This window comes from Streptomyces sp. HUAS 15-9 (assembly GCF_025642155.1).
GTDB lineage: Bacteria > Actinomycetota > Actinomycetes > Streptomycetales > Streptomycetaceae > Streptomyces.
Genome location: NZ_CP106798.1, coordinates 6901293 through 6923644, shown reverse-complemented (window position 1 = coordinate 6923644; position 22352 = coordinate 6901293). Strand labels below are relative to the sequence as shown.

Sequence of the window (22352 nt, the reverse complement as noted above, 5' to 3'; positions counted from 1 at the left end):
TCCTTGCGGTCAGAAACGAACGGGACGTGCCGTTTGTTTTTTACCCCTCGCATACGATAGCTCACCCTGAGAGAACGGGAGTCGGGTGTTCGGGGCGAGTGGTCGACACGTGTAACTGATGTGTGGACGACCGTCGCCACCATCGATCCCCCACAAACGGACGAAGTCAAAGTACGTCCCTCCCTCGACGTCTCCCGTATTTCCGGAGGCTTTGGCGGCCGACGGGCCATCACACCGGTGATCGCCACGATACGAGGCGGGCGGCCCGTTCTCAATGGGCCCTCGACGGGACCTCAAAACAGACGGACCGGTCGGTCGTTGACTCTTGGTCGCTTTCGCGAGGACCGGCCGTACTGTGCGGCCGTGATGTGGGCCGTGATGTGAACGGGACGGGGGTCGTTTCCGTACTGCACGGAACAGACCGTTCCAGCGCCGGCCGAGGAGACGTCCCGGATGACTCGGATGACCGCACACCTCAGGGTCACGGGGGCCGCCGTCGCGGCCTCGGCCCTGCTCTCTTTGTGGGCGGCGGAGCCCGCCCTGGCGCACGGCGCGCCGACGGATCCGGTCAGCCGGGTGTACGCCTGCTCCCCCAGCGGCGGCAGCGCCTCGACGGCGGCCTGCCGGGCGGCGATCGCCGCGAACGGCACGTCCTTCGTGGCGTGGGACAACCTGCGGGTGGCGGGAGTCGACGGCCGGGACCGGCAGCTGATTCCGGACGGCAAGCTGTGCAGCGGAGGACTGCCCGCCTACAAGGGCCTCGACCTGGCCCGCGCGGACTGGCCGTCGACGCGGCTGGCCCCGGGCGCGCGGCTGACGATGACGTACGCCTCGACGATCGCGCACACGGGAACGTTCAAGCTGTATCTGACCAAGCCCGGCTACGATCCGGCCGGGCCGCTGAAGTGGTCCGACCTGCCCGCGCGGCCCTTCGCCCAGGTCACCGACCCGGCCCTGACCAACGGGGCGTACCACTTCACCGCGAAGCTGCCGTCGGACCGGACGGGCCGTCAGGTGCTCTACACCATCTGGCAGAACAGCAGCACGTCGGACACCTACTACTCGTGTTCCGACGTGGTGATCTCCAAGGCCGCCAAGGCGTCGGACGAGGCGGGCGGGGCGGGCGGTCCGGCGAAGAAGCAGGAGAGCTCCGGTCCGTCGAGGAGCGCGGAGCCGAGCCGTTCGACGTCCTCGAAGAGCGCCGCGACCCCGTCGACCCCGGTGGCGGCCGCCCCGCAGTCGGCCTCGGCCGAGGGCACCACCACCGACAGCACGCCGGTCGCCTCCGACACCGCGACCGGCTCGGGTCCGTCCGCGCCGCTGATTGCGGGCGGCGCCGCCGCGGTGCTGGTGCTCACCGGGGGCGCCGCCCTCGTGCTGAGACTGCGCCGGCGCTGAACGCCGGGGTTCGGTGCGTCAGTTCACGTAGACGGCCGCGCCCGCGTCGGTGACGGGGGCGTACTTCGCGGTGAAGAAGCCGCTGGCGAAGCAGAGCGAGGAGCCGGAGCTCTTGGTGAACTGCTGGTTGGTGAAGGCGATGCTGTTGTCGGCGTTGTCGGCCTTGCCGGTCAGACTGGCCGCCTGGTAGACGCAGGTGATGCTGCCCAGCAGGGTCTTCAGCTTGACCGTGGTCTGGATGGTGGAGCCGCTCGCCGGGGTGACGGTGAGGGTGCCGTCGGAGGCGACCGAGGTGGTGTACGGCAGGTTGTCGACCGTGATGCTGGTGACGCCGGTGACACCGAGGACGTTGCTGGTGCAGCTGCGGCTGTCGAAGGTCTGCGCGTCGACCGCCTCGGTGGCCGTGCCGGGGGCGGCGGGGTTGTCGGTGACGGTGGCCGTGAACGTCGAGGACGTGCAGGTCACTCCGCTGGTGCCGGTCGCGCTGGAGTAGAGCGTCGCGCTGGTGCCGCTGGCCAGCGGCGCGCTGAGCACATCGCCGACCGCCACGGCGGTGCCGCCGGCGCTGCCCGTGGTGAGCACGGCGCCGTCCGCGGAGGCGGGGACGGTGGCCGCGGCCGTGAGGGCTACGACGGTTCCGGCGAGGGCGAGGAGGGATCGCGTACGCATGGGGAGCCTCTTTCCTTGGGTGGGGGGCTGCGTGAGGTGAGGTGGGGGGTGAGTGGGGGCGCGTGCGGCGAAAGCCGTTGCCGACCCGTTACGCCTTCTCCGTACGTGACGGACCGGCAACGGCAGCCGGCCGGACACCGGCCGGAGACTTCGGGGGGAGAGGCCTCCGGCCGGGCCGGGTAAGGGGCGGCCGGGCACGGACCGAGGAGGGAAGGGACCGTGACCGTTGCCGCGCTGATGCGGAGCGGTGAAGGGGGTGGGGGGTTCGGGCCGGGACGCGGGCGATGCCGCGGCGGCGGATCCGGCGCCACGGATCCAAGGGAAACCAGGAAGAGTTGTAGACCTGAGAGTCCGTCAACGTCAAGGCCGGTCAAGGGAGTTCAAGGTCAGAGCACAACTGACCCACATTCAACACTCTTTTTTCACAACTCTCTTGACCGCGAAAAGTAACCCCCGGTAACTTCCTCGTCGGCTACTGACGCGTAATGAGAAAGCCCTTGCAATCGCCGGGAGTTGTGAGGAGTCGTGCGCGACAGCCGCTGTCCGCGCCAGGACATCGTGCCGCTGAAGCCCAACCCGCGTTGATTTTGCCCATGGGAGCAGAGATGGCCTCGTCCGCCGACAACATCCCCGAGAACCCGGAAAGCGGTTCCCGGGACATCACCGAAGGTATTGACAGACGCGGCCGGGTCCGGCTGCGCCGCGCCGCCGTGCTGGCCGTGCCGGCCACGCTGGCCGTCGCGGGCCTCGCGGTGCTCACCGCGGAGGGCGCGCTGGGTGTCCAGTTCGCCATCTCCGGCATGCCGTTCACGGTCACGGCGACCAATCTCGACGGCACCGGCTTCGAGCAGTTCGGCAACCTCGACAACATGGCCGAGGGAAGCCCGAACACGGGTGACACGGGCGGTCAGGTGCTGGTGGTCACCTCCGCGATCAAGAACGCCACGCTCACCAAGCTGTGCCAGAGCGTCGACCTCGGTGGCATCAATCTGAAGATCACCGCGGGCGGCGGCAAGGACAAGGTGACGGCGACGGACCTGACCACCGACTCCACCGAGCTGTCGGGCGAGGCCTCGTTCGACAACATCGAGATCGGCAACGACGCCAGCACGCTGACCAAGGCCGGGGTGAAGGGCCCGATCGGTGTCTTCAGCCAGCAGGCCGACACCGTGCACATCGGCAACCTGCGGCAGACCAACTACGCCACCACCGCCGGCGTGTTCAAGCTGCCGGGGCTGAAACTCGGCTTCAGCGACTCGGCCTGCTGATGACCGGCCGGTCACCGCAGGGGATGCGGCCCGCCTTCCGGCGCTGGCGGGCCCGCCGTCCGTTCTGGGGCGGGCTGTTGCTCACCCTGGGCGGGGCGGAGGTCCTGCTCACCATGAAGGCGTCGATGAAGGTCGTCATGCATGTCGGCATGCAGGGCCTGGCGGGCTATCTGCTGCCGACCGTGATGCTGCTGTGCGGCCTGCTGACCCTGTTCAGCCCGGCCCAGCGGATCTTCTACTCCCTCATCGGTGTCCTGGCCTCCCTGGCCACCTGGCTCACCTCCAACCTCGGCGGCTTCTTCATCGGCCTCCTGCTCGGCCTCATCGGCAGCAGCCTCACCTTCGGCTGGCTGCCGGACCAGGAGCCCCGGGTGAGCCGACGCCGCCGCCGACGCGAGCAGGAGGCGGCCCGGGCGACGGCGCCCGCCCTCGCGGAGGACACGGCCGAACCGGCGTGAGCCCGCGGCGCCCGTCTCACACCCCCGGCAGCAGCCGGGGTTCGAGGCGTTCCTCCACCACGGTGTCGCCGTCCCGCAGGACGACGTACGCGCCCTTGCCCGGGATCTCGGTGACCGCCTCGGAGAGCTCCGTGCCCCGGTAGACCAGGCCGACGCCGTCGTCCGTGCAGTGCGTGGTGGGCAGGGTGCCGTCGGCCACCAGCCGGTGGACCAGGGGGCGGCGGCCCCTGTCGGTGTCGTAGTGAACGCCGTTGCCGTACGGCAGGAAGCCGAGCGCGTCGGTGAGCGGGCGGAGTTCGGGGCCGAAGGAGTCGGTGGTGCCGCCCCGGAACCAGCAGAGGGACCCGGCGCTGACCCCGCTGAGCACGACACCCGGCTCCCAGGCCCGGCGCATGATCCGGTCCAGGCCGTGCACCCGCCGCACGGCCAGCAGATTGGCCACCGAACCGCCCATGACCCACACGACGTCCTGCGCGAGGACCGCGCCCTCGACGTCGTCCAGGTTGGGCATCGGGAAGAGGTGGAGCGGGGTCAGATCGAACCCCGCCACCCGCGCCGCCTCCGACATACGGGCGGTGAAGTGCTCGGCGTCGCCTATCGCCGTACCGACGTACATGACCCGCGGCGGACGGCCGTGGACGCCCGAGAGGTCCACCGCGTGATGGACCAGCGCGTCGAACTCGACCATGGTCCGGCCGCCCACGCGGTGTCCGCCGGAGGTGGCGAGGATGGTGGGTTCGGAGGCAGGCACGGTGCGGATGCCGGCGCCCTCCTCTTTCTTTCTTACGTTTCCCCCTCACCGACGGTTGCTACATTGCGCAGCTTGTACAACCCGGGGTGGAGACCGTGAGAGGGCGTCGATGACCATCGCCAGCAGGAGCGCCAGGGAACGGCGGCGCCGCCCCGGCGGCCGGATACGGACCGCGCTCGCCGTCTGCCTGTCCCTGCTCGTGCTCGTCGCGGGCGGGGCCGGCTGGCTGTATCTGAAGCTGAACGGGAACATCAACACGTTCGACTCGGGCGGCCTCTCCGACAACCGTCCCGCGGCGGGCTCGTCCAAGGGTGAGAACGTCCTGGTCATCGGCTCCGACGGGCGCACCGACGGCAACGCGGCCCTGGGCGGCGGCAACAAGGACGACATAGGCCGCTCCGACACGACCTTCCTGCTGCACATATACGCCGACCACAAGCACGCCCTCGCGGTCTCCATCCCCCGCGACACCCTGGTCACCGTCCCGCCGTGCGAACTCCCCGACGGCAGCTGGACGAAGACCCAGGCCGACACGATGTTCAACGCGGCCTTCTCCGTGGGCGAGACCGACAAGGGCAACCCCGCCTGCACCCAGAACACCGTCGAGAAGCTGACCGGACTGCGGGTCGACCACACCGTCGTCGTCGACTTCAAGGGTTTCGCGGCCCTGACCGAGGTGGTGGGCGGCGTCAAGGTGTGCGTGCCGGGCGACGTGTACGAGAACGACCTCAACCCCCACCGCACCACCCGCGGAGAGCTGCTGTTCAAGAAGGGCGAGCAGACCGTCTCCGGGCAGCGGGCCCTGGACTATGTGCGCATCCGGCACGGGATCGGCGACGGCTCCGACATCGGCCGTATCAAACGCCAGCAGGCCTTCGTGGCAAGCCTGTTGAAGGAGGTCAAGAGCAAGGGGCTGACCCCCACCAAGCTGCTGCCGCTGGCCGACGCCGCGACCAGGTCGCTGACGGTGGACACCGGGCTCGGCACCGCCGACAAGCTCATCTCCTTCGCGATGTCGCTGAAGGACATAGACCTGCACAACACCAAGTTCGTGACCATCCCCTGGCGGTACGAGGGGTCACGCGTCGCCGTCGTGGAGCCCGACGCGAACGCGCTGTGGGCCGCGCTCAAGGCCGACCGCACGATCGACGGCAAGAACGCCGACGGTAAGAAGGCCCCCCAGCCCTCCCCTTCCCCCTCCGCCGCCCCGGTCTCCGGTTCCGGCATCGACGTCGCCGTCTACAACGGCACCGCCGTGCCCGGCCTGGCCGCCCGGGGCGCCGCCGACCTCACCGCAGACGGTTTCACGGTCACCGGCACCGCGACGGCCACCACCCAGGACCACGCCACCACGGTCGTCGAGTACGGCCCCGGCCTGGCGGCGCAGGCACACACCGTGGCCCAGGTGTTCCCGGGCGCCCAGTTGGAGCCGATCGGGGCGGCAAGAATCAACGTCGTCCTCGGCCAGTCGTACGCCACCGCCCCCTCCGCCTCTCCGGCCCCGACCTCGGTCCCGTCCACGGTGGCAAGCGGTGCCCGCTCGGCGGACGACAACCCCTGCGCGAACCTGACCTACGGCTGAGACCGTTCACGACACGCCCTGGCCCCCATCATCCGGTCCGGGTGGAGAAAATGCTCACAACTCGGCAAGCACGGACAGGAGTTCCATCGCCGTGGTCACGTCGCCCGTGAGTGGGCGGTCCTCGGTGTTCGGTAGGAGGGCGGTGGCCGCTGCGGTGAAGGCGGGGATCGCCGGGGGGACTCGGCTCAGGCGCAGTGCCCGTACGGCGGTGACCAGTTCGCAGGCCAGGACTGTCGCGTAGGCGGTCGTGGCGCGCTCGGTCTGGCGGGCGGCCTGGCCGGCGAAGCTGGCGGCCTCCTCCAGGCCCTGGGAGACGACGGCATGCCCGGCGGAGGCGGGTACGGCGCATGAACGCAGGTCGGCGAGAGCGGAGTTGGCGGTGTACTCCAGGATCATCGTGCCGGAGCTGCTCGCGGGTCCGGCGGTGAGGTAGGCGGGCAGGCCGGTGAGGTCGGGGCGGCCGAGGGCGGTCAGGCGGGCGGCGGAGAGCTGGGCGGTCTGGAGCATCGCCAGGTTGAGGCCGTCCAGGGCCAGGCCCAGCGGCGCCGCGAAGAAGCCGCCGTGGTGGTAGGCGTGGCCGTCCGGGGTCAGGACGGGGTTCTCGGTGGGGCAGTTGACCTCCACCTCGACGATCCGGCGCAGTGCGGCGCAGGCGTCGAGGGCGGCGCCGTGCACCTGTGGGAAGGCACGGAAGCCGTACGGGTCCTGTATGCGGCGGCCGCCGGTGAGGGGCCGGTCGGGCCAGCCGAGCAGCCGCCGTACCTCGGCCGCCGCCTGGGCTGGTCCCGGGTAGGGGCGCAGGGCGTGCACGGGGGCGGCGTACGCCTCCGGGGAGCCGGAGACGGCGGCGAGGGAGAGCGCGGCGACGGCGTGCGTGGCCCGCAGCAGGACGTCGGTCCCGTGAGCGGCGAGCGCGGCACCGGCCAGGGCCAGGGCGTTGCTGCTGAGCAGCGCGAGGGCGTCGCCGGGGCGCAGGGTCACGGGCGCGGGCATGCCCGTCGTGTCCTCCGGTACGGCGGTCAGCCAGGGGCGTTCGCCGAGCAGGGTCAGGCCGGTCTGGGCGAGCGCCGTGAGGTCGCCGGTGCCGAGACCGCCGTACTCGTTGATCGCGGGGTGGACGCCGAGGCGCAGCGCCTCGGTGAGGGCGGTCACCCATGTGGGGTGGATGCCGGAGCCGCCGGCGAGGAGCTGGTTGGCGCGCACGGCCAGCATCGCGCGGGCCTGGCGCGGCGGGACGAGCCGTCCGGCGCCGCCCGCGTGGCTGCGCAGGAGACGCAGACCGTGGCCGGTCTCGTCGGCCGGTTCGACGGGGACGGAGCGGTGGGCGCCCACGCCGGTGCCGCGGCCGTAGAGGCGGCCGGTGCCGGCGAGGCGGTCGGCGCTGTCCCGGGCCCGGCGGACCCGGTCTAGGGCCTCGGGCGGTACGACGGGTTCGGCGGCCGCGTCGGCGAGCCGGACGAGTCCGGGCACGTCGAGTCCGTGGCCGTCGAGCACGACGCGGGTGTTCCCGGTGCCCGGGGGCACCCGCGTCGGGCCGTCGTGGGGCGTGCCCACTGGCGGAACGTCAGACGAGGCCGGCGGACTTCAGCCAGGCCTTGGCGACGTCCAGCGGGTCCTTGTTCTGCGACTGCACCTGGGTGTCCAGGTCCAGCAGGGTCGCCGTGTCGATCTTGGCGGACACGGCGTCGAGCGCGTCGACGCCCTTCTGGGAGAGCGCGCTCTTGTAGACCAGCGGCTGGACGTTCTCGAACCCGAACAGGTTCTCCGTGTCCTGGAGGACGATGAACTTCTCCTTGGAGATGTCCGCGTCCGTGGTGAAGATGTCCGCGGCCTGCACGGTGTTCTTCTTCAGCGCCGCCTTGGTGAGCGGGCCGCCCGCGTCGAGCGCCTTGAAGGACTTGAACTCCAGGCCGTACACGGACTTCAGGCCGACCAGGCCCTGCTGGCGGGTCTGGAACTCCGGTGAGGCGCCGATGACCAGGTCCTTGGCGACACTCTTGAGGTCGGAGATGGAGGACTTGTCCGTGAGGTTGTACTTCTTCGCGGTGGCCGCGTTGACCGTGACCGAGTCCTTGTCCTGTGCCGGCGCCGGCCGGAGCAGCCTCAGCTTGGAGTCGAGCTTGGCCTCGATGGCCGAGGTGGTCGCCTCGATGGTCTTCGGGGTGGCCTTCGGGTCGAGGTAGGCCAGTAGGGCGCCGTTGTACTCGGGCAGGACCGAGACGGAGCCGTTCTTGAGCAGGCCGTAGGTCGTCTCCCGGCTGCCGATGTTCGGCTTGTAAGTGACCTTGATTCCCTTGGCTTTCAGGGCCTCGCCGTAGATGTCGGCGATCAGGATGCTCTCGGGGAAGTTGTTGGAGCCGACGACGACGGTGTCGCCGCTCGCCTTGCCGCCGTCTTCCTTGAGCGGGTCGCCGGCCTTGTCGTCGGAGGAGGAACAGCCCGCCAGCAGGGCCGTAGCCGCGGCGAGCGCGACGGCAGCCGCGCCTCGGTGTCTCCGGATGGACCTGCTGGTGTGGGTGGTGGCAGTCACGATTCCCGTTCCGGACTCAGTGGTGGTGGGGTGGGGGGAACAGCGCTGGACGCAGCGCCGGGAACAGCACTCACTGATCCAATCCAGCCGGTTCTCGGTCAGTCAAGTGCCTCTTGGTCACCGATTGGATTCGATCCGTGGCAAGTTGTGGATGTGGAGCGGTCCCTTTGTAACGGATTCTTGATAAAAAGCGAGCCGGTTGGACCTTCAAGGACGCTGTAGTCTCGCGGCAGTTGATATCGGTCACAGCGGTGCACGGGGCCCGCTTCCATGTCGTTACGCATCAGTTCGGGTGGAGACACCCCGACCAAGGAGGCCCGGTGTCCACGAACGAGGTGGACGCGCCAGCTCGGCCTGACCGCCCGGAGCGGGCCGAACCACGGGGCTTCGCCGACCGCTGGCCCTTCCGGCGCAAACTCAACCTGCTGGTCGGCGTGCCGCTCGCCGTGATCGCCGTCCTGCTGACCTATCTCGTCAGCGACCTGGTCGAGGAGTCGAACACCACGGAGTCGGCGGCGCGCGTCGTCCGCGACAGCGCCACGGTGGCCCGGCTGGTGGACCGCGTGGAGGCGGAGCACCAGCAGGCCATCCTGCTCTCCGTGCGCTTCGAGTCCGGCTACTCCAAGCCCTCCCTGGCCGCCTACCGCGCGGCCCAGGACGCGGTGGACGAGCAGGTCGAGACGGTGCGCGACACCTTCGGCGACCGGCTGCCCGACACCGAGACGCAGGCGCTCAGGGAGGTCCAGGGTCTCTCCAGCCTGCGGCAGAGCGTCGAGCGGGGCTATCTGCCGGCCGACAACATCGACCCGGCCTACACCTCCGCGGCCAAGGGCGTGATCGACGGCCTCGGACTCGACCGCACCACGTCGCTCGCGTCCACCTTCACCGGCAACCTGCTGGACTCCCTGCTGCGCGCGGACGCCGCCCACGGCGCCTTCGAGACCAGCGTGTTCTCGGCGACGACCGGTGACACCAACGCCCTGATCGAGTTCACCAACGCGGTCGGCGCGTACGACCTCTACTCCCACCAGGCCGACCGCTTCAACCGGTTCGCCACACAGGACCAGGCGCGCAAGCTGGCTGGGATCGAGCACACCGCCGCGCAGCAGCGCATCGCGGCGTCCTTCGCCGAGTTGCAGATCGACCCCACGCAACTGGAGGCCGGGTCGCAGGACCAGATCCGCAAGGCGGTCCAGGACGCCCTCGCCGACTACCCCGCCTACCCGGACCAGGCCGCCGCCCGGCTGAAGATCACCACCTCGCTGATCGACCACATCGCCGAGCGGGCCGACGCGGCCTCCAACAAGGCACAGTGGCGCGCCCTCCTGCTGCTCAGCGGCACACTGGTCGGCTTCGCGCTGTGGATCGCCTTCTCCGTGCTGGTCCGCCGCTCGGTCATCCGCCCCGTGCAGTCCCTCACGGGCGCCGCGCGGGAGGTCGCCGATGTGGCCGGCCGGGAACTGGCCCGGGTGGCCGACGACGACGCCGAGGACGACGGGCCGCCCCGGCTGCGCGACATGCCCGTCACCGCGCGCGACGAGATCGGTGACCTGGCCGAGGCCTTCAACAACGTGCAGACGACCGCCGGGGCGCTGCTGGAGCGTCAGGTGCTCAGCCGCCGCAACGTCGCCGAGATGTTCGGCAACGTGGGCCGCCGCGTCAGCAATCTGACGACCCGCCAACTGGCCCTGATCGACGCCGTCGAGCGCGGGGAGACCGACCCCGCCCTGCTGGAACGTCTCTACTCCATCGACCACATCGCCGTACGTCTGCGGCGCAACGCCGACAGTCTGATGCTGCTGGCCGGCATCCGCGAGACGGCGCTGGACGCGGAGCCCACGGCCCTGACCAACGTCGTGCGGGCCGCGCTCGGGCAGATCGAGGGCTTCCAGCGGGTACGGCTGTACGCCGGGACGGACGCCGTGGTCGAGCCGGACATCATCGGCGACCTGACCCTCATGGCGGCCGAACTCCTGGAGAACGCGGTGTCGTTCTCCCCCGAGGGCAGCCCGGTCGAGGTGACCGTCCGCTCCGCCGGCGAGGCCGCGTACGTCGTGATCACCGACCATGGACTCGGTATGAGCGCCGAGCGTCTGGCCGAGGAGAACGCCCGGCTGATCCGCCGCGAGCGCCTGGACGTGGTGCCCACCAAGGTCCTCGGCCTGTTCGTGGTCGGCGCCCTGGCCCGCCGCTGGGACATCGGGGTCGAACTGACCCGCACCCCGGGCGGCGGCGTGACGGCCGAGGTGAAGCTTCCCGCGGCGCTGCTGCTGACGACGACTCCGGTGCCGGCGGATGCCTCGGGACCGGCGCCGGACCCGGAAACGAAGCGCGCGTCCGTGGCTTCGGAAGCAAAGCCCGTCCCCGTGGCCTCGGAAGCGAAGGCCGTACCCGTGGCCTCGGAAGCGAAGGCCGTACCCGTGGCCTCGGAAGCGAAACCCGCGCCCGTGGCCTCGGAAGCGAAGGTCGAGCCTTCCCCGGCCGTCTCCGGACCCGTACCCTCCGCCACCGTCGAGGACCGTGCCGCATCCCCGGACGCGGACCCGGACCACCCCACCACCCTCCCCCGCCGGGTCCCCCGCCGTGAGTCGCCGGTGGCCGACGGGCAGGCTCCGCTCGTGCCCGCCGCACGCACCGGGACGCCACTCGCCCAGGACACCTCCCGTCCGCTGCGCCGCCGGGTCCGCGGGGCCACCCTGCGGACCACCGCCGGTGCCGCGCAGGTCCTGCCGCAGGAGTCGCAGCAGCGCGACGCGGAGGCCGTGCGCAGCGCGCTGGAGGAGTTCGAGGCGGCCGTCGAGCGCGCCCAGCGCGACAGCGGCACCCAGAACTTCGCCCGCCCCGGCAGCGAGGCCGGTCCGGCGGCCGCCCCGCAGACCACGAACCCCCCGCAGGACCAGAACCACCTTCCGGAAGGAGCCGAGCAGTGACCACGTCGACAGGTGACACCCCGACGGGCGGCACCGCACCGACCGACCTGCAGGCAGCCGCGGCCGACTTCAACTGGCTGCTGAACCGTTTCGCGACCGAGACCGCAGGCGTCGTCGACGCCATCGCCGTGTCGTCCGACGGGCTGCTGATCGCGGTGTCCGAACTGCGTGAGCGCGCGCACTCCGAGCGGCTGGCCGCGATCGTCTCCGGCATCACCAGCCTGGCCGCCGGGGCCTCCGGCAACTATGGGCTGGGCGGTCTGAACAAGGTCATCATCGATCTGGAGGGCGGCCATGTCATCGTCTCCGCGATCGGCAACGGCGCCGTGCTCGGCGTGGTCGCCGACAAGGAGGCCAAGCTCGGCAACATCGCCTACGAGATGACCGTGTTCGCCAACCGCGCCGGTGCCGCGCTCAGCCCGCAGCTCGTGCTCGAACTGAAGAACACCGTCGGCTCCGTGTCGGCGCGCTGACCGGACGCCGGTCGAGAAAGGAAGCGACCCAGCCATGGCGGACGGCTCCCCGCCACCGGGCCCCGACCCGGTCGGCCCCGCCCCCGCCGTACGGCCGTTCCTGGTCACCGCCGGCCGGGTGGCGGACAACGCCCCCGGCCGGGCGATGCCGGTCGAGACCCAGGTGGTGGCCACCACCGCCGGGCTCGCGGCGCTCGGCCGGCTCTCCTTCGAGCGGCACGACATCGTCGCCGCCTGCCGGCTGCCGCAGTCGATCGCGGAGCTGGCGGCCCGGCTGCGGCTGCATCTCAACGTGGTGCGTGTGCTGGCCGAGGACCTGCGCGACGCCGGGCAGTTGGCGGTGTACCTGCCCGACGTCGAAGCCACCCACGACGCATCCGTCCTGCGCAGGGTTATCGACGGCCTCCGTGCCGTCCCCGACTCCCGAGGGGAACTCCGTGACACCGACTGAACCGCTGGTCCGCGGCACGCAGGCCGCCGTACGGCCACCGCTGCCGGTCAAGATGGTGATCGCGGGCGGCTTCGGCGTCGGCAAGACCACGGCCGTCGGCTCCATCTCCGAGATCGAGCCGCTGACCACCGAGGCGGCCATCACGGAGGTCGCGGCGGGCGTGGACGACCTCACGCACACCCCGTGCAAGACCACGACCACGGTGGCGATGGACTTCGGCTGCATCACCATCGACCCGACGCTGAAGCTGTATCTGTTCGGCACGCCCGGACAGGAGCGGTTCGGGTTCATGTGGGACGACATCGTCGAGGGCGCGGTCGGCGGGCTCGTCATCGTCGACACCCGCCGGCTGGACGACTGCTACGCGGCCGTCGACTACTTCGAGCACAAGGGAATCCCGTTCGCGGTGGCCGTCAACGCCTTCGACGGGAAGGTGGAACACACGCTGGACGAGGTCCGCTGGGCCCTCGACGTCGCCGAGGGCACCCCGCTCGTCGTCTTCGACGCCCGGGAACGCGGCTCGGTGCGGGACGCGCTGCTCGTCGTACTGGAGCTGGCACTGGCCCGCGCCGAGGCGTGAGCGTCAGCCGCTGCGCCGTACCCCCGGTGACACCGCGATCCGGCCCACCGCCCAGAACACCGCGAGCGTGGCCAGGGCCATCGCGGCGACCAGGGTGGCGCCGCCGACGACCTTCTCGTAGTTCTTCTGGTAGAGGCCGTCGATGACGTAGCGGCCGAGGCCGCCGAGGCTGACGTACGCGGCGATGGTGGCGGTGGACACGATCTGGATGGCCGCCGAGCGCAGCCCGCCCAGGATCAGCGGGAGCGCCACCGGGAGTTCCACCTGGAACAGGATCCGTGACTCCTGCATGCCCATGCCCCGGGCGGCGTCCACCGGGGACGGGTCGACGGAGCGCATCGCCTCGTAGGTGGTGACCAGGATCGGCGGTACGGCGAGGACGACCAGCGGGATCATCACGATCTCGATGCCGAAGCCCAGCCAGGTGACCACCAGCACCAGCAGGCCGAAGGTGGGCAGCGCCCGGCCCGCGGTGGCGATCAGCGCCAGCGCGTTGCCGCCGCGCCCGAAGTGCCCGGTGACCAGGCCGACCGGCAGCCCGATCACGGCGGCCAGCGCGAGCGCCTCCAGGGAGTACTGGATGTGCTCGGTGATCCGGGTGGGGATGCCGTCGTAGTTCTGCCAGTGGGAACTGTCGCTGAAGAAGGCGTGGATGAAGTTCAGTACGTTCACCGGGCCGCGCTCTCCTTCGGCATCCAGGGGGTCAGCACCATGCGCACGGCGACCAGGGCCGCGTCGACCAGCGTCGCCAGCACGGCGGTCGTCGTGACGGAGTTCACCGCGAGCACGGGCCGGTTGTAGATCTGCGCGTCGTGGAGCAGGTTGCCCAGCGCGCCCTGGTTGCCGATCAGCATGCCGACGCTGACCAGGCTGATGCTGGACACGGTGGCCACGCGCAGGCCGGCGATGATCGCGGGTACGGCGATCGGCAACTGCACCTGGACATAACGGCGTACGGGGCCGAAGCCCATGGCGGTGGCGGCTGCCAGGGTCTCCTGCGGCACCGAGCGGACCCCGTCCACGATCGCCGGGACGAGCACCACCAGGCTGTACACGGCCAGCGGGATCATCACCGTGGTCTCGCTCTGGCCGGTGTAGTCGATGAGGACGACGAAGAAGGCCAGCGACGGGATGGCGTAGAGCACGGTGGTCACGCCGAGCACGGGCGGGTACAGCCAGCGGAAGCGCACACAGAGCTGGGCGACGGGCAGCGAGACGACCAGGCCCACGAGGACCGGCAGCAGCGCCTCCCGCAGATGCAGGCCGATCAGGCCGGCGTAACTGTGCTGGAGGTCGCTGGGGATGTCGAAGAAGCCGTTCATCCGGCGGCCTTCACCTCGTCGACGCGTCCGTCGACGCGACCGTCGGCATGGGCGTGGCGAATGGCCTCGGCGATGGTCTGCTGCGACACGACCCCGACGACCCGCCCGGTGCCGTCCACGCCGACGGCCCAGCCGGTGGGCGACAGCACCGCGCAGTCGAGCGCGGCGCGCAGCGAGTCCTGGCCGTGCACGAAGGGCCGCCCGTGGGACAGCAGCCGCTCGGGCACGATCGCGCCCGCCGTGAGGTCCTTGGGCTCGCCCCAGCCGAGGGGCTTGCCGTCCAGGTCCGTCACGAGGAGATGGGGGACGTCTGCCGAGCCGCGCGCGGCGATCTTCTCGGCGTCGGCGTCCACGGCGACGATCGGAGCGGTCAGCAGCTCCAGTTGCCCGGAGGGGAAGAAGGACAGCCGCCGGATGCCGCGGTCGGTGCCGAGGAAGTCCTCGACGAACGGGTCCGCCGGCGCGGTCAGCAGTTCGGCGGGCGGCGCGTACTGGGCGAGCCTGCCACCGGTGCGCATCACGGCGACCATGGTGCCCAGCTTGATGGCCTCGTCGATGTCGTGCGTGACGAAGACGATGGTCTTGCCCAGCTCCTCCTGGATGCGCAGGAGTTCGTCCTGCAGCCCCTTGCGCACCACGGGGTCGACGGCGGAGAACGGCTCGTCCATCAGCAGCACCGGCGGATCCGCGGCGAGCGCCCGTGCCACGCCGACGCGCTGCTGCTGGCCGCCGGACAGCTGGTACGGGTACCGCTTGGCGAGGGCGGAGTCGAGCCCGACCCGCTCCATCAGCTCCGCGGCCCGGAAACGGGCCTTGTGCTTGCTCCAGCCCAGCAGGCGGGGCACGGTGGCGATGTTGTCGACGATCGTGCGGTGCTGGAAGAGACCGGCGTTCTGGATGACGTACCCCATGGACCGTCGCAGCGTGTTGACCGGCTGCTGCTGGATGTCGACACCGTCGAGGAGGATGGTGCCCTCGCTGGGTTCGACCATCCGGTTGATCATCCGCAGGGTGGTCGTCTTTCCGCAGCCCGAGGGCCCGACCAGGACGGTGATCGAGCGGTCCGGTATCTCCAGCGACAGCCGGTCGACCGCGACCGTGCCGTCCGGGTACCGCTTGGTGACTGAATCTATCCGTATCAAAACGCCGAATACCCTTCGGGTTTGGCAGAAACTGCCCACTTTCGGCCACGGTTGTCCTTGCGCAGGCCGTTGCGGGACGAGTCTAGACGGCGACTGTTTCGGCACCGTCCCAGGCCGTGACGTCGGTTTCGGCGGTGGACGATCCGACTAGCATGGGTGACGTGTCGTCACTTGAGGACCACGATCATCAACTGGCCCTGTTTTGTCAGCAGTTGCCGCGACTGCGGCGGATGTACCGGGGACCGGTGGGCGCGGCGAGACGGCCGGCGATCGACCGCGCGGTGACTGCCGCGCGGGCCGGTGAGCCGATCGAGGAGCATCTGGCCGCCCTGGGCCTGCCGCACGGAGGTACGGGGCGGGATGCGCGGGAGGACGAGACGCGCTCGACCCTGCCGCCCCCGGTCGCGGACGCCGCGCCGCGCGCCCTGCTCGGCGACCACGTCTGCCCGCGCGGGGTCTGCGCCCGGCGGGAACAGCGGTCGGCCGGTGCGCAGCGGCCGGTGTGCGAGGTCTTCGACCTGGCACTGCGCTTCGAAGCCGAGAGCTGAGCGGCCGGGCATGCTCACCGGATTCGTCACCGACGTCGGACGGAAGCTGGCCGAACGCTGGGCGGGGGCGGTGGTGCTGCCCGGGCTGCTGTTCACCTGCGCTCTGGCCGCAGGCGTGACGCTGCGCCAGGGTCACTGGTCCGACGTGGGGCTGCTGCGGCACCGGCTGACCGGGCTGAGTTCCGGTTCGGGCTCGACCCGTACGGCCGTGCTGCTCCTCGGCGCCATCGCCGCCTCCTTCGCGGCCGGACTGGTGGCCGACGCGCTCTCCGGGCCGTACGAGCGTGCCCTGCTGGGGAGCTGGCCCTGGCCCCTGGGCGGGGCGGCCGGTGCGCTCACGAGGCGGCGGCGCCGGATCTGGCGGGAGCGGGACGAGGCCTGCCGCCGGGCCCGGGGCGAGGGCGAGGACGCCGTCCGGATGGGCGAGCTGGAGGTGCGGCGCAACCAGGTGGCGCTGGTCCCGCCCCAGTGCCCCACCTGGACCGGGGACCGGCTGCGCGCTCCCGCCGTGCGGATCCGCCTGGAGTACCGGCTCGAACTGGCCGACGCGTGGCCCCGGTTGTGGCTCGTCCTGCCCGACTCCACACGCACGCCTCTGGCCGAGGCCCGGCAGCGGCTGGACGAGACACTGCGGCTCGGCGGCTGGGCCGTGCTGTATCTGCTGCTGGGCGCGGTGTGGTGGCCGAGCGCCGCGGCCGGGGCCTGCGCGGCGCTGGTGGCCTGGCGGCGGGGCCGGGAACGGGCCGAGGTGTACGCGGAGCTGGTGGAGTCGGCGGTCGACGTCCATCTCCCGGAGCTGTCCGAGCGGTTCGACGAGGAGACCCGTCCGGTCCGGGCGAGCCTGGGACCCGCACTCACCGAACGCTTCCGGAAGGGGGCGGGACCACGGCGACTGTGACGTGACCGGCATCGGGGACGACTCGGATCAGGAGTACGGAACATGACGACGGACACGACGGATCCGGGCCGGCGGCCCGGGGACACCGACCGGCCGGCCGAGCGCGAGCGGCTGCTCACGGCCGTACGGGAGCGGCTGGAGGGGACCGGCGATCCCGCGGGCAACGCGCGTCTGCACACCGAGGAGGCGCACGGCGAGACCGGCCGGCTGCTGTGGCACCTGATGGGCCCCGCACCGGACGGCGGCTTCGGACTCGACCCGGAGGTGGTGTACGTCCTGGGCGTGACGTACCTGTTCCGCGCGCACGACCGGCCCAGCGCCCCCACCGCCGAGCGGGAGAGCCGGTACGGCCTGACGCTCCTCGCTCCCTTCTACTTCCATCTGCCGGGACAGGAGGACGTCCTGCCCCCCGATCTGCGCTCCGCGCTCGACGAGATGGCGGGCCCCGGCGGCGAGCGGCCCGAGGAGCCGGCGCAGCTCGTCCAGCGGCACGCCGAGGCCCTGACGAATCTGGCGATGGTGGTGATGGAGCTCGCCGTCGCGCTGCCGTACCCGGAGGCGTTCGAGCTCGCGGCCGGGCTGACCCGGGACTCCCTTCCGCATCTGTCGCCGGAGGGCCCCGACCGCGCGCTGGCCGGCTGCAACCTCGGATACGCGCTGCTGCTGAGTGCCGTCCAGGGGGACAGCGGACCCGAGCCGCTCACCGAGGCCGTCGACGTCCTGCGCACCGCGTTCACCGCGACTCCCCCGGGCCATCCCAACCACGCCCGCTGCGCCAACGGGCTGGGGCTGGCGCTGCTCGCCTCGGCGGAGCAGCGGCGGGACCGCACCCTGGTGCCCGAGGCCGTCGCGATGCTGCGCACGGCGACCCGGGCCGCCGGCGAGGGCGATCAGAACGTGGCGCAGATGTACTCGGACCTCGGCTACGCCCTCATCGTCCTCGCCCACAGCGCACAGGACGGCGAGGCGCCGGGTCCGGCGCCGCGGGAGGAGGCCGTGGCCGCGCTGCGGCGCTCGCTGGACCTGACGGACGACGGGCAGCCGGAGCAGCTGCGCGAACGGCTCGGCCGGCTCGCCGACGCCGAGCTGATCGGCATCCCGGACGACGACCGGTCACGAGCCGCCGCACAGGCCTCAGAGGCCGCCGGGACCCTGCGGCGACTGCTCGAACTCACTCCCGACGGGCACCCGGAGCGGGGTGATCTCCTGTTGCGGCTGGCCGCGAACCTGGTGGTGGCCCAGCAACCGGGGGAGGCCGTCGGACCGCTGACCGAGGCCGACGCTTTGTTCGCCGGTGACGCCGAGCGGGCGGAGCGGGTGCGGGTGCTGCTCCTGCAGGCGTCGATGCTCCAGGGGGAGCTGGCCTCCCGCTCGGACCTCACACCCGAGCAGCGGGAGGACTGGGAGGCCGTCGACAGCGCCATGCGGTCCGCGCTGTCGGGGGACCCCTCCGGTCATCCGCTGGGCGCGGTGCTGCAACTCATCGGCATGGGCGCGGAGGAGGGTGGCGGCAGCCGCGGCCAGGAGCTGATGGAGCTCGGCAGCCTGGTGCTGGGCTACCCGGCACAGGTCTCCCTGAGCGATCTCTTCGCCAAGACCATGGAGTTGCAGGCCCGGCGCATCGCCCGGCTGCCCGAGGAGGAGCGCGAACAGGCCCTGGCCGACCTGCTGGCGGGTGAGAGCACCGGGCCCGAGCCGGATGTCGAGGAGCCGGTGGACACCGGCGCCCTCGACGAACTCCTGGACGTCCACGAGCGGTTGCTCGGCCTGCTCCCGGCCGGCTCCCGCGAGCACGGGCTGCTCAGGGGCAGCCGGAACCTGCTGCGCGTGCAGAAGATCACCTACGAGTCGATGAACGAACCGGACGAGGGCCCGGCCCGATTGCAGTCCCTGCGCAGGTCCCTGCCCCTGCTGCGGGAGATGTTCGACGACATGCCCGAGCAGCTGCGGCAGATGGGGATCGCCCCCGAACTCTTCGGCGCACACACGGCGTTGATGTTCTCCTCCGAGTCGCCGTTCGACCAGCTGGAGGCCGTGGAGGAAGGGGTGCGGGGCGCCCGCCGCAGACTGACCCGGCTCACCCCGGGGACACCGGAGTACGACGAGGCCAGGACGTCCCTCGCCGTCTCGCTCTTCTTCCGGGACGCCCTGTGGCCCGAGGAGGCGGACTTCGAGGAGGCCGTGTCCCTCGCCCGCGAGCTGACCGCCGTACCCGATCCGGGGCTGCGCACCGCGATGCTGCTGACGCAGTGGACCTCGGCCACCCGCTCACGTCTCGAACAGTCCCGGGCGCCGGATCGGCCCGCCGCCCGGTCGTTCAGCCGGATCACCCGGATGGCGTCCGACCGCGCCGCCAGGGCGCTCGACGAACGGGACCCCGTGGACGCGCTGGAGACCCTGGAGGACGGCCGGGCGCACCTGCTGTCCACCGCGCTCAACGCCCGTCGCGAGCTGGAGGTCCTGCACGGCGCGGACGCCGACCTGCACGCCCGGCTGCGCGTCGCACTGGACGAGGTCCGGGCGCTACGCCGCAGGGTGGAGCCCGGCCATTGGGCCGACCCCGGCGAGTTCGAAGCGGTGCGTGCCGCTTCCGCGGACGCCGCCCGGCTCGTCGCCGAGCTCCAGCGGCGCCCCGGCTTCCGGCGCTTCCTCACCCCGCTGCCGCTGGGCCTGGACGACCTGCTGCCCGCCGCCGCGGAGGGCCCGGTGGTGAGCGTGAACGTCCATCCCCGCCGCTGCGACGCCCTGGCGCTGTGCGCGGACGGGCTGCGCACGGTGCCGCTGCCCGAGCTGGACGCCGCCGACCTGGCGGCCCAGGCCGAGTCGTTCCGGCTCGCGGTCGAGGCGCTCACGGCCGGACCGCGCGATCCGCTGTTCGAGGAGGCGCGGGACATCTTCACGGGCACGCTGGCCTGGCTCTGGGACGTCCTGGCCGAACCGGTCCTGGACACCCTCGGATTGACCGGCCGTCCCCCAAGTTCTCGGCTGCGCTCGGACAGGGGGGACCCCCATGAGCCGGGAGCGCCGTGGCCGCGGCTGTGGTGGTCGCCGTCCGGTGTCCTCAACTCCTTCCCGCTGCACGCCGCCGGGCACCACGGAACGGACGGACCGGACGGAGCGGCGGTTCTGGACCGGGTCGTCTCCTCCTACACGCCGACGCTGCGCGCCCTGCTGTTCAGCCGGGCCCGCCGGCGCGCGGCACCTGGCCGACGCGGCACCCTGGCCGTGGCCATGCCGGACACGGCGGGGCAGGCGCCCCTGGCCCGTACGGTCGCCGAGGCCGCCGAGGCGGTCGCGGCGGGCGGCGGGGTCCCGCTGATCGGAGCGGCCGCCACCCGGGACGCGGTGCGCACGGCCGTACCGACCGCCTCCCTGGTGCACTTCGCCTGCCACGCCGACAGCGACCCGGAGAAACCGGCCGCGGGGCGGCTGCTGCTGGCCGACGGGGACCTGTTCCTCCAGGACATCGCCGAACTACGCCTGGAGTCGGCCGAGTTGGCCTATCTCTCGGCCTGTGGCACGGCCCGCGGCAGCGCCGCGCCCGCCCTGGCCGACGAGGCCGTCCACCTCGCCTCCGCCTTCCAGCTGGCCGGATACGCCCAGTCGGTGGCCACACTCTGGGAGGTCGGCGACACCTTCGCGGCCGACGCCGCCGCCCGGTTCCACCGCACGCTGGCCCCGTCCCTGCCGCGCCCCGGTCCCCTGCCCGCGGCGCAGGCCCTGCACCACACCGTGCGCGCGCTGCGCGCGGAACGGCCGGACCTGCCGTGGACCTGGGCGGCACTGGTGCATGCGGGGGCGTGAGCGGGCGGGGTGACGAAGGGACCGCGGGGCTCACCACCCCATCTCGGGAGCGCCCTCCAGCGGGATGTGGGAGCTCTGGCGCAGTCGTGGGCGGGCCGCCATGACCGCCACGTCGTCCTCCGCGTTCTTCACGTCGAGGCGGGTGACGATCGTCTCCAGGATCTCGTGGACGCCCGCGCCGACGGCGAAGCGGATCTCGGCCAGGCGCTGCAGGGAGCTGTCGATGTCCTCGTCGCGGTGCTCCACGAGGCCGTCGGTGAACAGCACCAGCGTCTGGTCGGGGTCGAGCCGGTACGTGGTCGACTCGTAGCCGCCGAAGCCGGTGCCCAGCGGTGGGCCGACCGGGGCGGGCAGCAGTGAGGTGTGGCCGCCGCGCGTGATCAGCGCGGCGGGAAGGTGGCCCGCGCTGGCCACGGTGAGCTGGCCGCGGGCCGGGTCGACACGTGCGATCAGACAGGTGGCGGGTCTGCGGTCCGCCTCACCGGAGGCGATGTCGTCCATCTGGCGCAGCACCCGGTGCGGGGGCAGGTCGGCGGAGGCGATGTAGCGCAGGGAGGAGCGGTAGGCGTTCATGTCGACAGCGGCCTCCAGGCCGTGGCCCATGACGTCGCCGACGACGAGCAGGGTGCGGCCGAAGTGCAGCCGTACGGTCTCGCACCAGTCGCCGCCGACCAGCGTGCGCGTGCCCGCGGGCAGATAGCGGACGGCGACGTCCAGGTTGGGGTGCGGCCGGCCGGGCTCGGCGAGCAGGGCGCGCTGCAGGTCGGCGGCGGTGCTGCTGATCCGGTCGTACTCGCGGGCCTGCCGGATGTGGGAGGCGGCGCGCTCGGCCAGCAGGGCGAGAAGCTCCACCTCGGAGCGGGTGAACGGCGGGCCCTGCCGTGCGCAGACGAGCACGCCGTACTGGAGCTCCCCGCTGGTCAGCGGCAGACAGACCGCGGGCCTGGTCCCGCCGTGGGCCGGGTACTCGGTCCACGGCTCGTCACGGCCGTCGGCCGCCGGGGTCGCGGCGGCCCGGGCCAGCGCGGCGGCCCAGCGGGCGTCGGGCAGGGCGTCGGCGTCCCCGATGATCGAGTCGTACCCGGAGACGCTTCTGCCGACCCGGTGCATGACCGCCGCCGCGCCGCCGGCCAGCCGTACGACCGCCCGGGCCAGTTCGGCACAGGTCGTGCTCTCGTCCGGCGTCGTGCCGATGCCGGCCGCCGCCATGCGCAGCGCCTTCAGCCCGTTCTCCCGGCTCCGGTCATTCTCCCGGTTCCGGCCGCTCACCCGGTTCCGGCCGTCGACCTGCGCCGTTCTTCGACGGGACTGGATCCACCGCACGACACCCAACACCCTCACAGAATCTCAAACCGGGGCATTCGGGGCATGCATCCAGTTCGCCCCTGCGGGGACGCCGTAGGCGCCCCTCGGTCCCATCCTCACCCGGCACCGGGCGCGGTGAGACGCTCTTGACGAAGATCACGCCGAGCGACAGGACGAGCATCGACGGTCACGCACGAGCCAGGGGCGCCGGACGGTGGGGCTCAGGAGCCGAGGAACACCCGG

Annotated in this window: 19 protein-coding genes; 11 read left to right on the top strand and 8 right to left on the bottom strand. The window is 71.9% G+C overall.

Going from position 1 to position 22352, the window contains the following annotated elements; translation table 11 throughout:
• The first annotated feature begins 453 nt into the window (after window positions 1–453).
• A complete protein-coding gene (locus N8I87_RS31580; protein ID WP_263213806.1) occupies window positions 454–1398 on the top strand; it encodes a lytic polysaccharide monooxygenase in 945 nt (314 codons plus the stop codon).
• A gap of 18 nt (window positions 1399–1416) precedes the next feature.
• Here the strand turns inward: N8I87_RS31580 and N8I87_RS31575 are convergent, their stop codons facing one another.
• Complete coding sequence (locus N8I87_RS31575) at window positions 1417–2067, bottom strand: Tat pathway signal sequence domain protein (protein ID WP_263213804.1); 651 nt, start codon at window positions 2065–2067, stop codon at window positions 1417–1419.
• 605 nt (window positions 2068–2672) lie between these two features.
• Here N8I87_RS31575 and N8I87_RS31570 point away from each other — a divergent pair.
• Together N8I87_RS31570 and N8I87_RS31565 are read left to right on the top strand one after the other, a co-directional pair.
• A complete protein-coding gene (locus tag N8I87_RS31570; RefSeq protein WP_263216753.1) occupies window positions 2673–3335 on the top strand; it encodes a DUF6230 family protein in 663 nt (220 codons plus the stop codon).
• On the top strand, window positions 3335–3793 hold the full coding sequence (locus N8I87_RS31565) for a DUF6114 domain-containing protein (RefSeq protein ID WP_263213802.1): 459 nt from the start codon (window positions 3335–3337) through the stop codon (window positions 3791–3793). Before N8I87_RS31570 ends, N8I87_RS31565 begins: the two co-directional genes overlap by 1 nt.
• A gap of 16 nt (window positions 3794–3809) precedes the next feature.
• Here N8I87_RS31565 and N8I87_RS31560 read toward each other — a convergent pair whose 3' ends face one another.
• The gene (locus tag N8I87_RS31560; RefSeq protein WP_263213801.1) at window positions 3810–4544 is read right to left on the bottom strand and encodes a Type 1 glutamine amidotransferase-like domain-containing protein; all 735 of its coding nucleotides are present in this window, start codon (window positions 4542–4544) and stop codon (window positions 3810–3812) included.
• 109 nt (window positions 4545–4653) lie between these two features.
• On the opposite strand from N8I87_RS31560, the gene N8I87_RS31555 reads away from it, so the two are divergent.
• Window positions 4654–6126 carry an LCP family protein gene (locus N8I87_RS31555; protein WP_263213799.1) on the top strand — a complete coding sequence of 491 codons (1473 nt, stop codon included), beginning with the start codon at window positions 4654–4656 and terminating at the stop codon, window positions 6124–6126.
• A gap of 54 nt (window positions 6127–6180) precedes the next feature.
• Here the strand turns inward: N8I87_RS31555 and N8I87_RS31550 are convergent, their stop codons facing one another.
• Window positions 6181–7680 carry an aromatic amino acid ammonia-lyase gene (locus tag N8I87_RS31550; protein WP_263213797.1) on the bottom strand — a complete coding sequence of 500 codons (1500 nt, stop codon included), beginning with the start codon at window positions 7678–7680 and terminating at the stop codon, window positions 6181–6183.
• A gap of 10 nt (window positions 7681–7690) precedes the next feature.
• On the bottom strand, window positions 7691–8656 hold the full coding sequence (locus N8I87_RS31545) for an ABC transporter substrate-binding protein (RefSeq protein ID WP_263213796.1): 966 nt from the start codon (window positions 8654–8656) through the stop codon (window positions 7691–7693).
• A gap of 320 nt (window positions 8657–8976) precedes the next feature.
• Between N8I87_RS31545 and N8I87_RS31540 the strand changes: the two genes are divergently transcribed.
• From N8I87_RS31540 to N8I87_RS31525, 4 genes are read left to right on the top strand one after another with little or no spacing between them, the layout of a single operon-like run.
• The gene (locus N8I87_RS31540; protein ID WP_263213795.1) at window positions 8977–11586 is read left to right on the top strand and encodes a sensor histidine kinase; all 2610 of its coding nucleotides are present in this window, start codon (window positions 8977–8979) and stop codon (window positions 11584–11586) included.
• Window positions 11583–12059 carry a roadblock/LC7 domain-containing protein gene (locus N8I87_RS31535; protein ID WP_263213794.1) on the top strand — a complete coding sequence of 159 codons (477 nt, stop codon included), beginning with the start codon at window positions 11583–11585 and terminating at the stop codon, window positions 12057–12059. The genes N8I87_RS31540 and N8I87_RS31535 overlap by 4 nt, the downstream gene beginning before the upstream one ends.
• Before the next feature lie 34 nt (window positions 12060–12093).
• Complete coding sequence (locus tag N8I87_RS31530; RefSeq protein WP_263213793.1) at window positions 12094–12510, top strand: DUF742 domain-containing protein; 417 nt, start codon at window positions 12094–12096, stop codon at window positions 12508–12510.
• A complete protein-coding gene (locus N8I87_RS31525; protein WP_263213792.1) occupies window positions 12497–13090 on the top strand; it encodes a GTP-binding protein in 594 nt (197 codons plus the stop codon). Before N8I87_RS31530 ends, N8I87_RS31525 begins: the two co-directional genes overlap by 14 nt.
• Window positions 13091–13093: 3 nt before the next feature.
• On the opposite strand, the gene N8I87_RS31520 is transcribed toward N8I87_RS31525, so the two are convergent.
• The 3 genes from N8I87_RS31520 to N8I87_RS31510 are packed head-to-tail and all read right to left on the bottom strand — an operon-like array spanning window position 13094 to window position 15554.
• Window positions 13094–13762 (bottom strand): ABC transporter permease, encoded by a 669-nt coding sequence (locus N8I87_RS31520; RefSeq protein ID WP_263213790.1) that lies wholly within the window; start codon window positions 13760–13762, stop codon window positions 13094–13096.
• Window positions 13759–14412: an ABC transporter permease gene (locus N8I87_RS31515; RefSeq protein ID WP_263213789.1), complete on the bottom strand. Its 654-nt coding sequence runs from the start codon at window positions 14410–14412 to the stop codon at window positions 13759–13761. Before N8I87_RS31515 ends, N8I87_RS31520 begins: the two co-directional genes overlap by 4 nt.
• Complete coding sequence (locus N8I87_RS31510; RefSeq protein WP_263213787.1) at window positions 14409–15554, bottom strand: ABC transporter ATP-binding protein; 1146 nt, start codon at window positions 15552–15554, stop codon at window positions 14409–14411. The genes N8I87_RS31515 and N8I87_RS31510 overlap by 4 nt, the downstream gene beginning before the upstream one ends.
• A gap of 161 nt (window positions 15555–15715) precedes the next feature.
• Here N8I87_RS31510 and N8I87_RS31505 point away from each other — a divergent pair, with 161 nt between their 5' ends.
• Genes N8I87_RS31505 through N8I87_RS31495 form a run of 3 tightly spaced genes read left to right on the top strand, consistent with a single transcriptional unit; the run spans window position 15716 to window position 20804 of the window.
• Window positions 15716–16102, top strand: coding sequence for a hypothetical protein (locus N8I87_RS31505; protein WP_263213785.1), 387 nt, complete (start codon window positions 15716–15718; stop codon window positions 16100–16102).
• Window positions 16103–16112: 10 nt separating this feature from the next.
• A complete protein-coding gene (locus N8I87_RS31500; RefSeq protein WP_263213783.1) occupies window positions 16113–17000 on the top strand; it encodes a hypothetical protein in 888 nt (295 codons plus the stop codon).
• A gap of 42 nt (window positions 17001–17042) precedes the next feature.
• Window positions 17043–20804, top strand: coding sequence for a CHAT domain-containing protein (locus tag N8I87_RS31495; RefSeq protein WP_263213782.1), 3762 nt, complete (start codon window positions 17043–17045; stop codon window positions 20802–20804).
• 30 nt (window positions 20805–20834) lie between these two features.
• Here the strand turns inward: N8I87_RS31495 and N8I87_RS31490 are convergent, their stop codons facing one another.
• Window positions 20835–22127, bottom strand: coding sequence for a PP2C family protein-serine/threonine phosphatase (locus N8I87_RS31490; RefSeq protein WP_263213781.1), 1293 nt, complete (start codon window positions 22125–22127; stop codon window positions 20835–20837).
• Between the last annotated feature and the right edge of the window lie 225 nt (window positions 22128–22352).

Coding starts and splice junctions, on each gene's coding strand:
- N8I87_RS31580 (WP_263213806.1), top strand. CDS start 454: ATGACTCGGATGACCGCACACCTCAGGGTCACGGGGGCCGCCGTCGCG.
- N8I87_RS31575 (WP_263213804.1), bottom strand. CDS start 2,067: ATGCGTACGCGATCCCTCCTCGCCCTCGCCGGAACCGTCGTAGCCCTC.
- N8I87_RS31570 (WP_263216753.1), top strand. CDS start 2,673: ATGGCCTCGTCCGCCGACAACATCCCCGAGAACCCGGAAAGCGGTTCC.
- N8I87_RS31565 (WP_263213802.1), top strand. CDS start 3,335: ATGACCGGCCGGTCACCGCAGGGGATGCGGCCCGCCTTCCGGCGCTGG.
- N8I87_RS31555 (WP_263213799.1), top strand. CDS start 4,654: ATGACCATCGCCAGCAGGAGCGCCAGGGAACGGCGGCGCCGCCCCGGC.
- N8I87_RS31530 (WP_263213793.1), top strand. CDS start 12,094: ATGGCGGACGGCTCCCCGCCACCGGGCCCCGACCCGGTCGGCCCCGCC.
- N8I87_RS31515 (WP_263213789.1), bottom strand. CDS start 14,412: ATGAACGGCTTCTTCGACATCCCCAGCGACCTCCAGCACAGTTACGCC.
- N8I87_RS31500 (WP_263213783.1), top strand. CDS start 16,113: ATGCTCACCGGATTCGTCACCGACGTCGGACGGAAGCTGGCCGAACGC.
- N8I87_RS31495 (WP_263213782.1), top strand. CDS start 17,043: ATGACGACGGACACGACGGATCCGGGCCGGCGGCCCGGGGACACCGAC.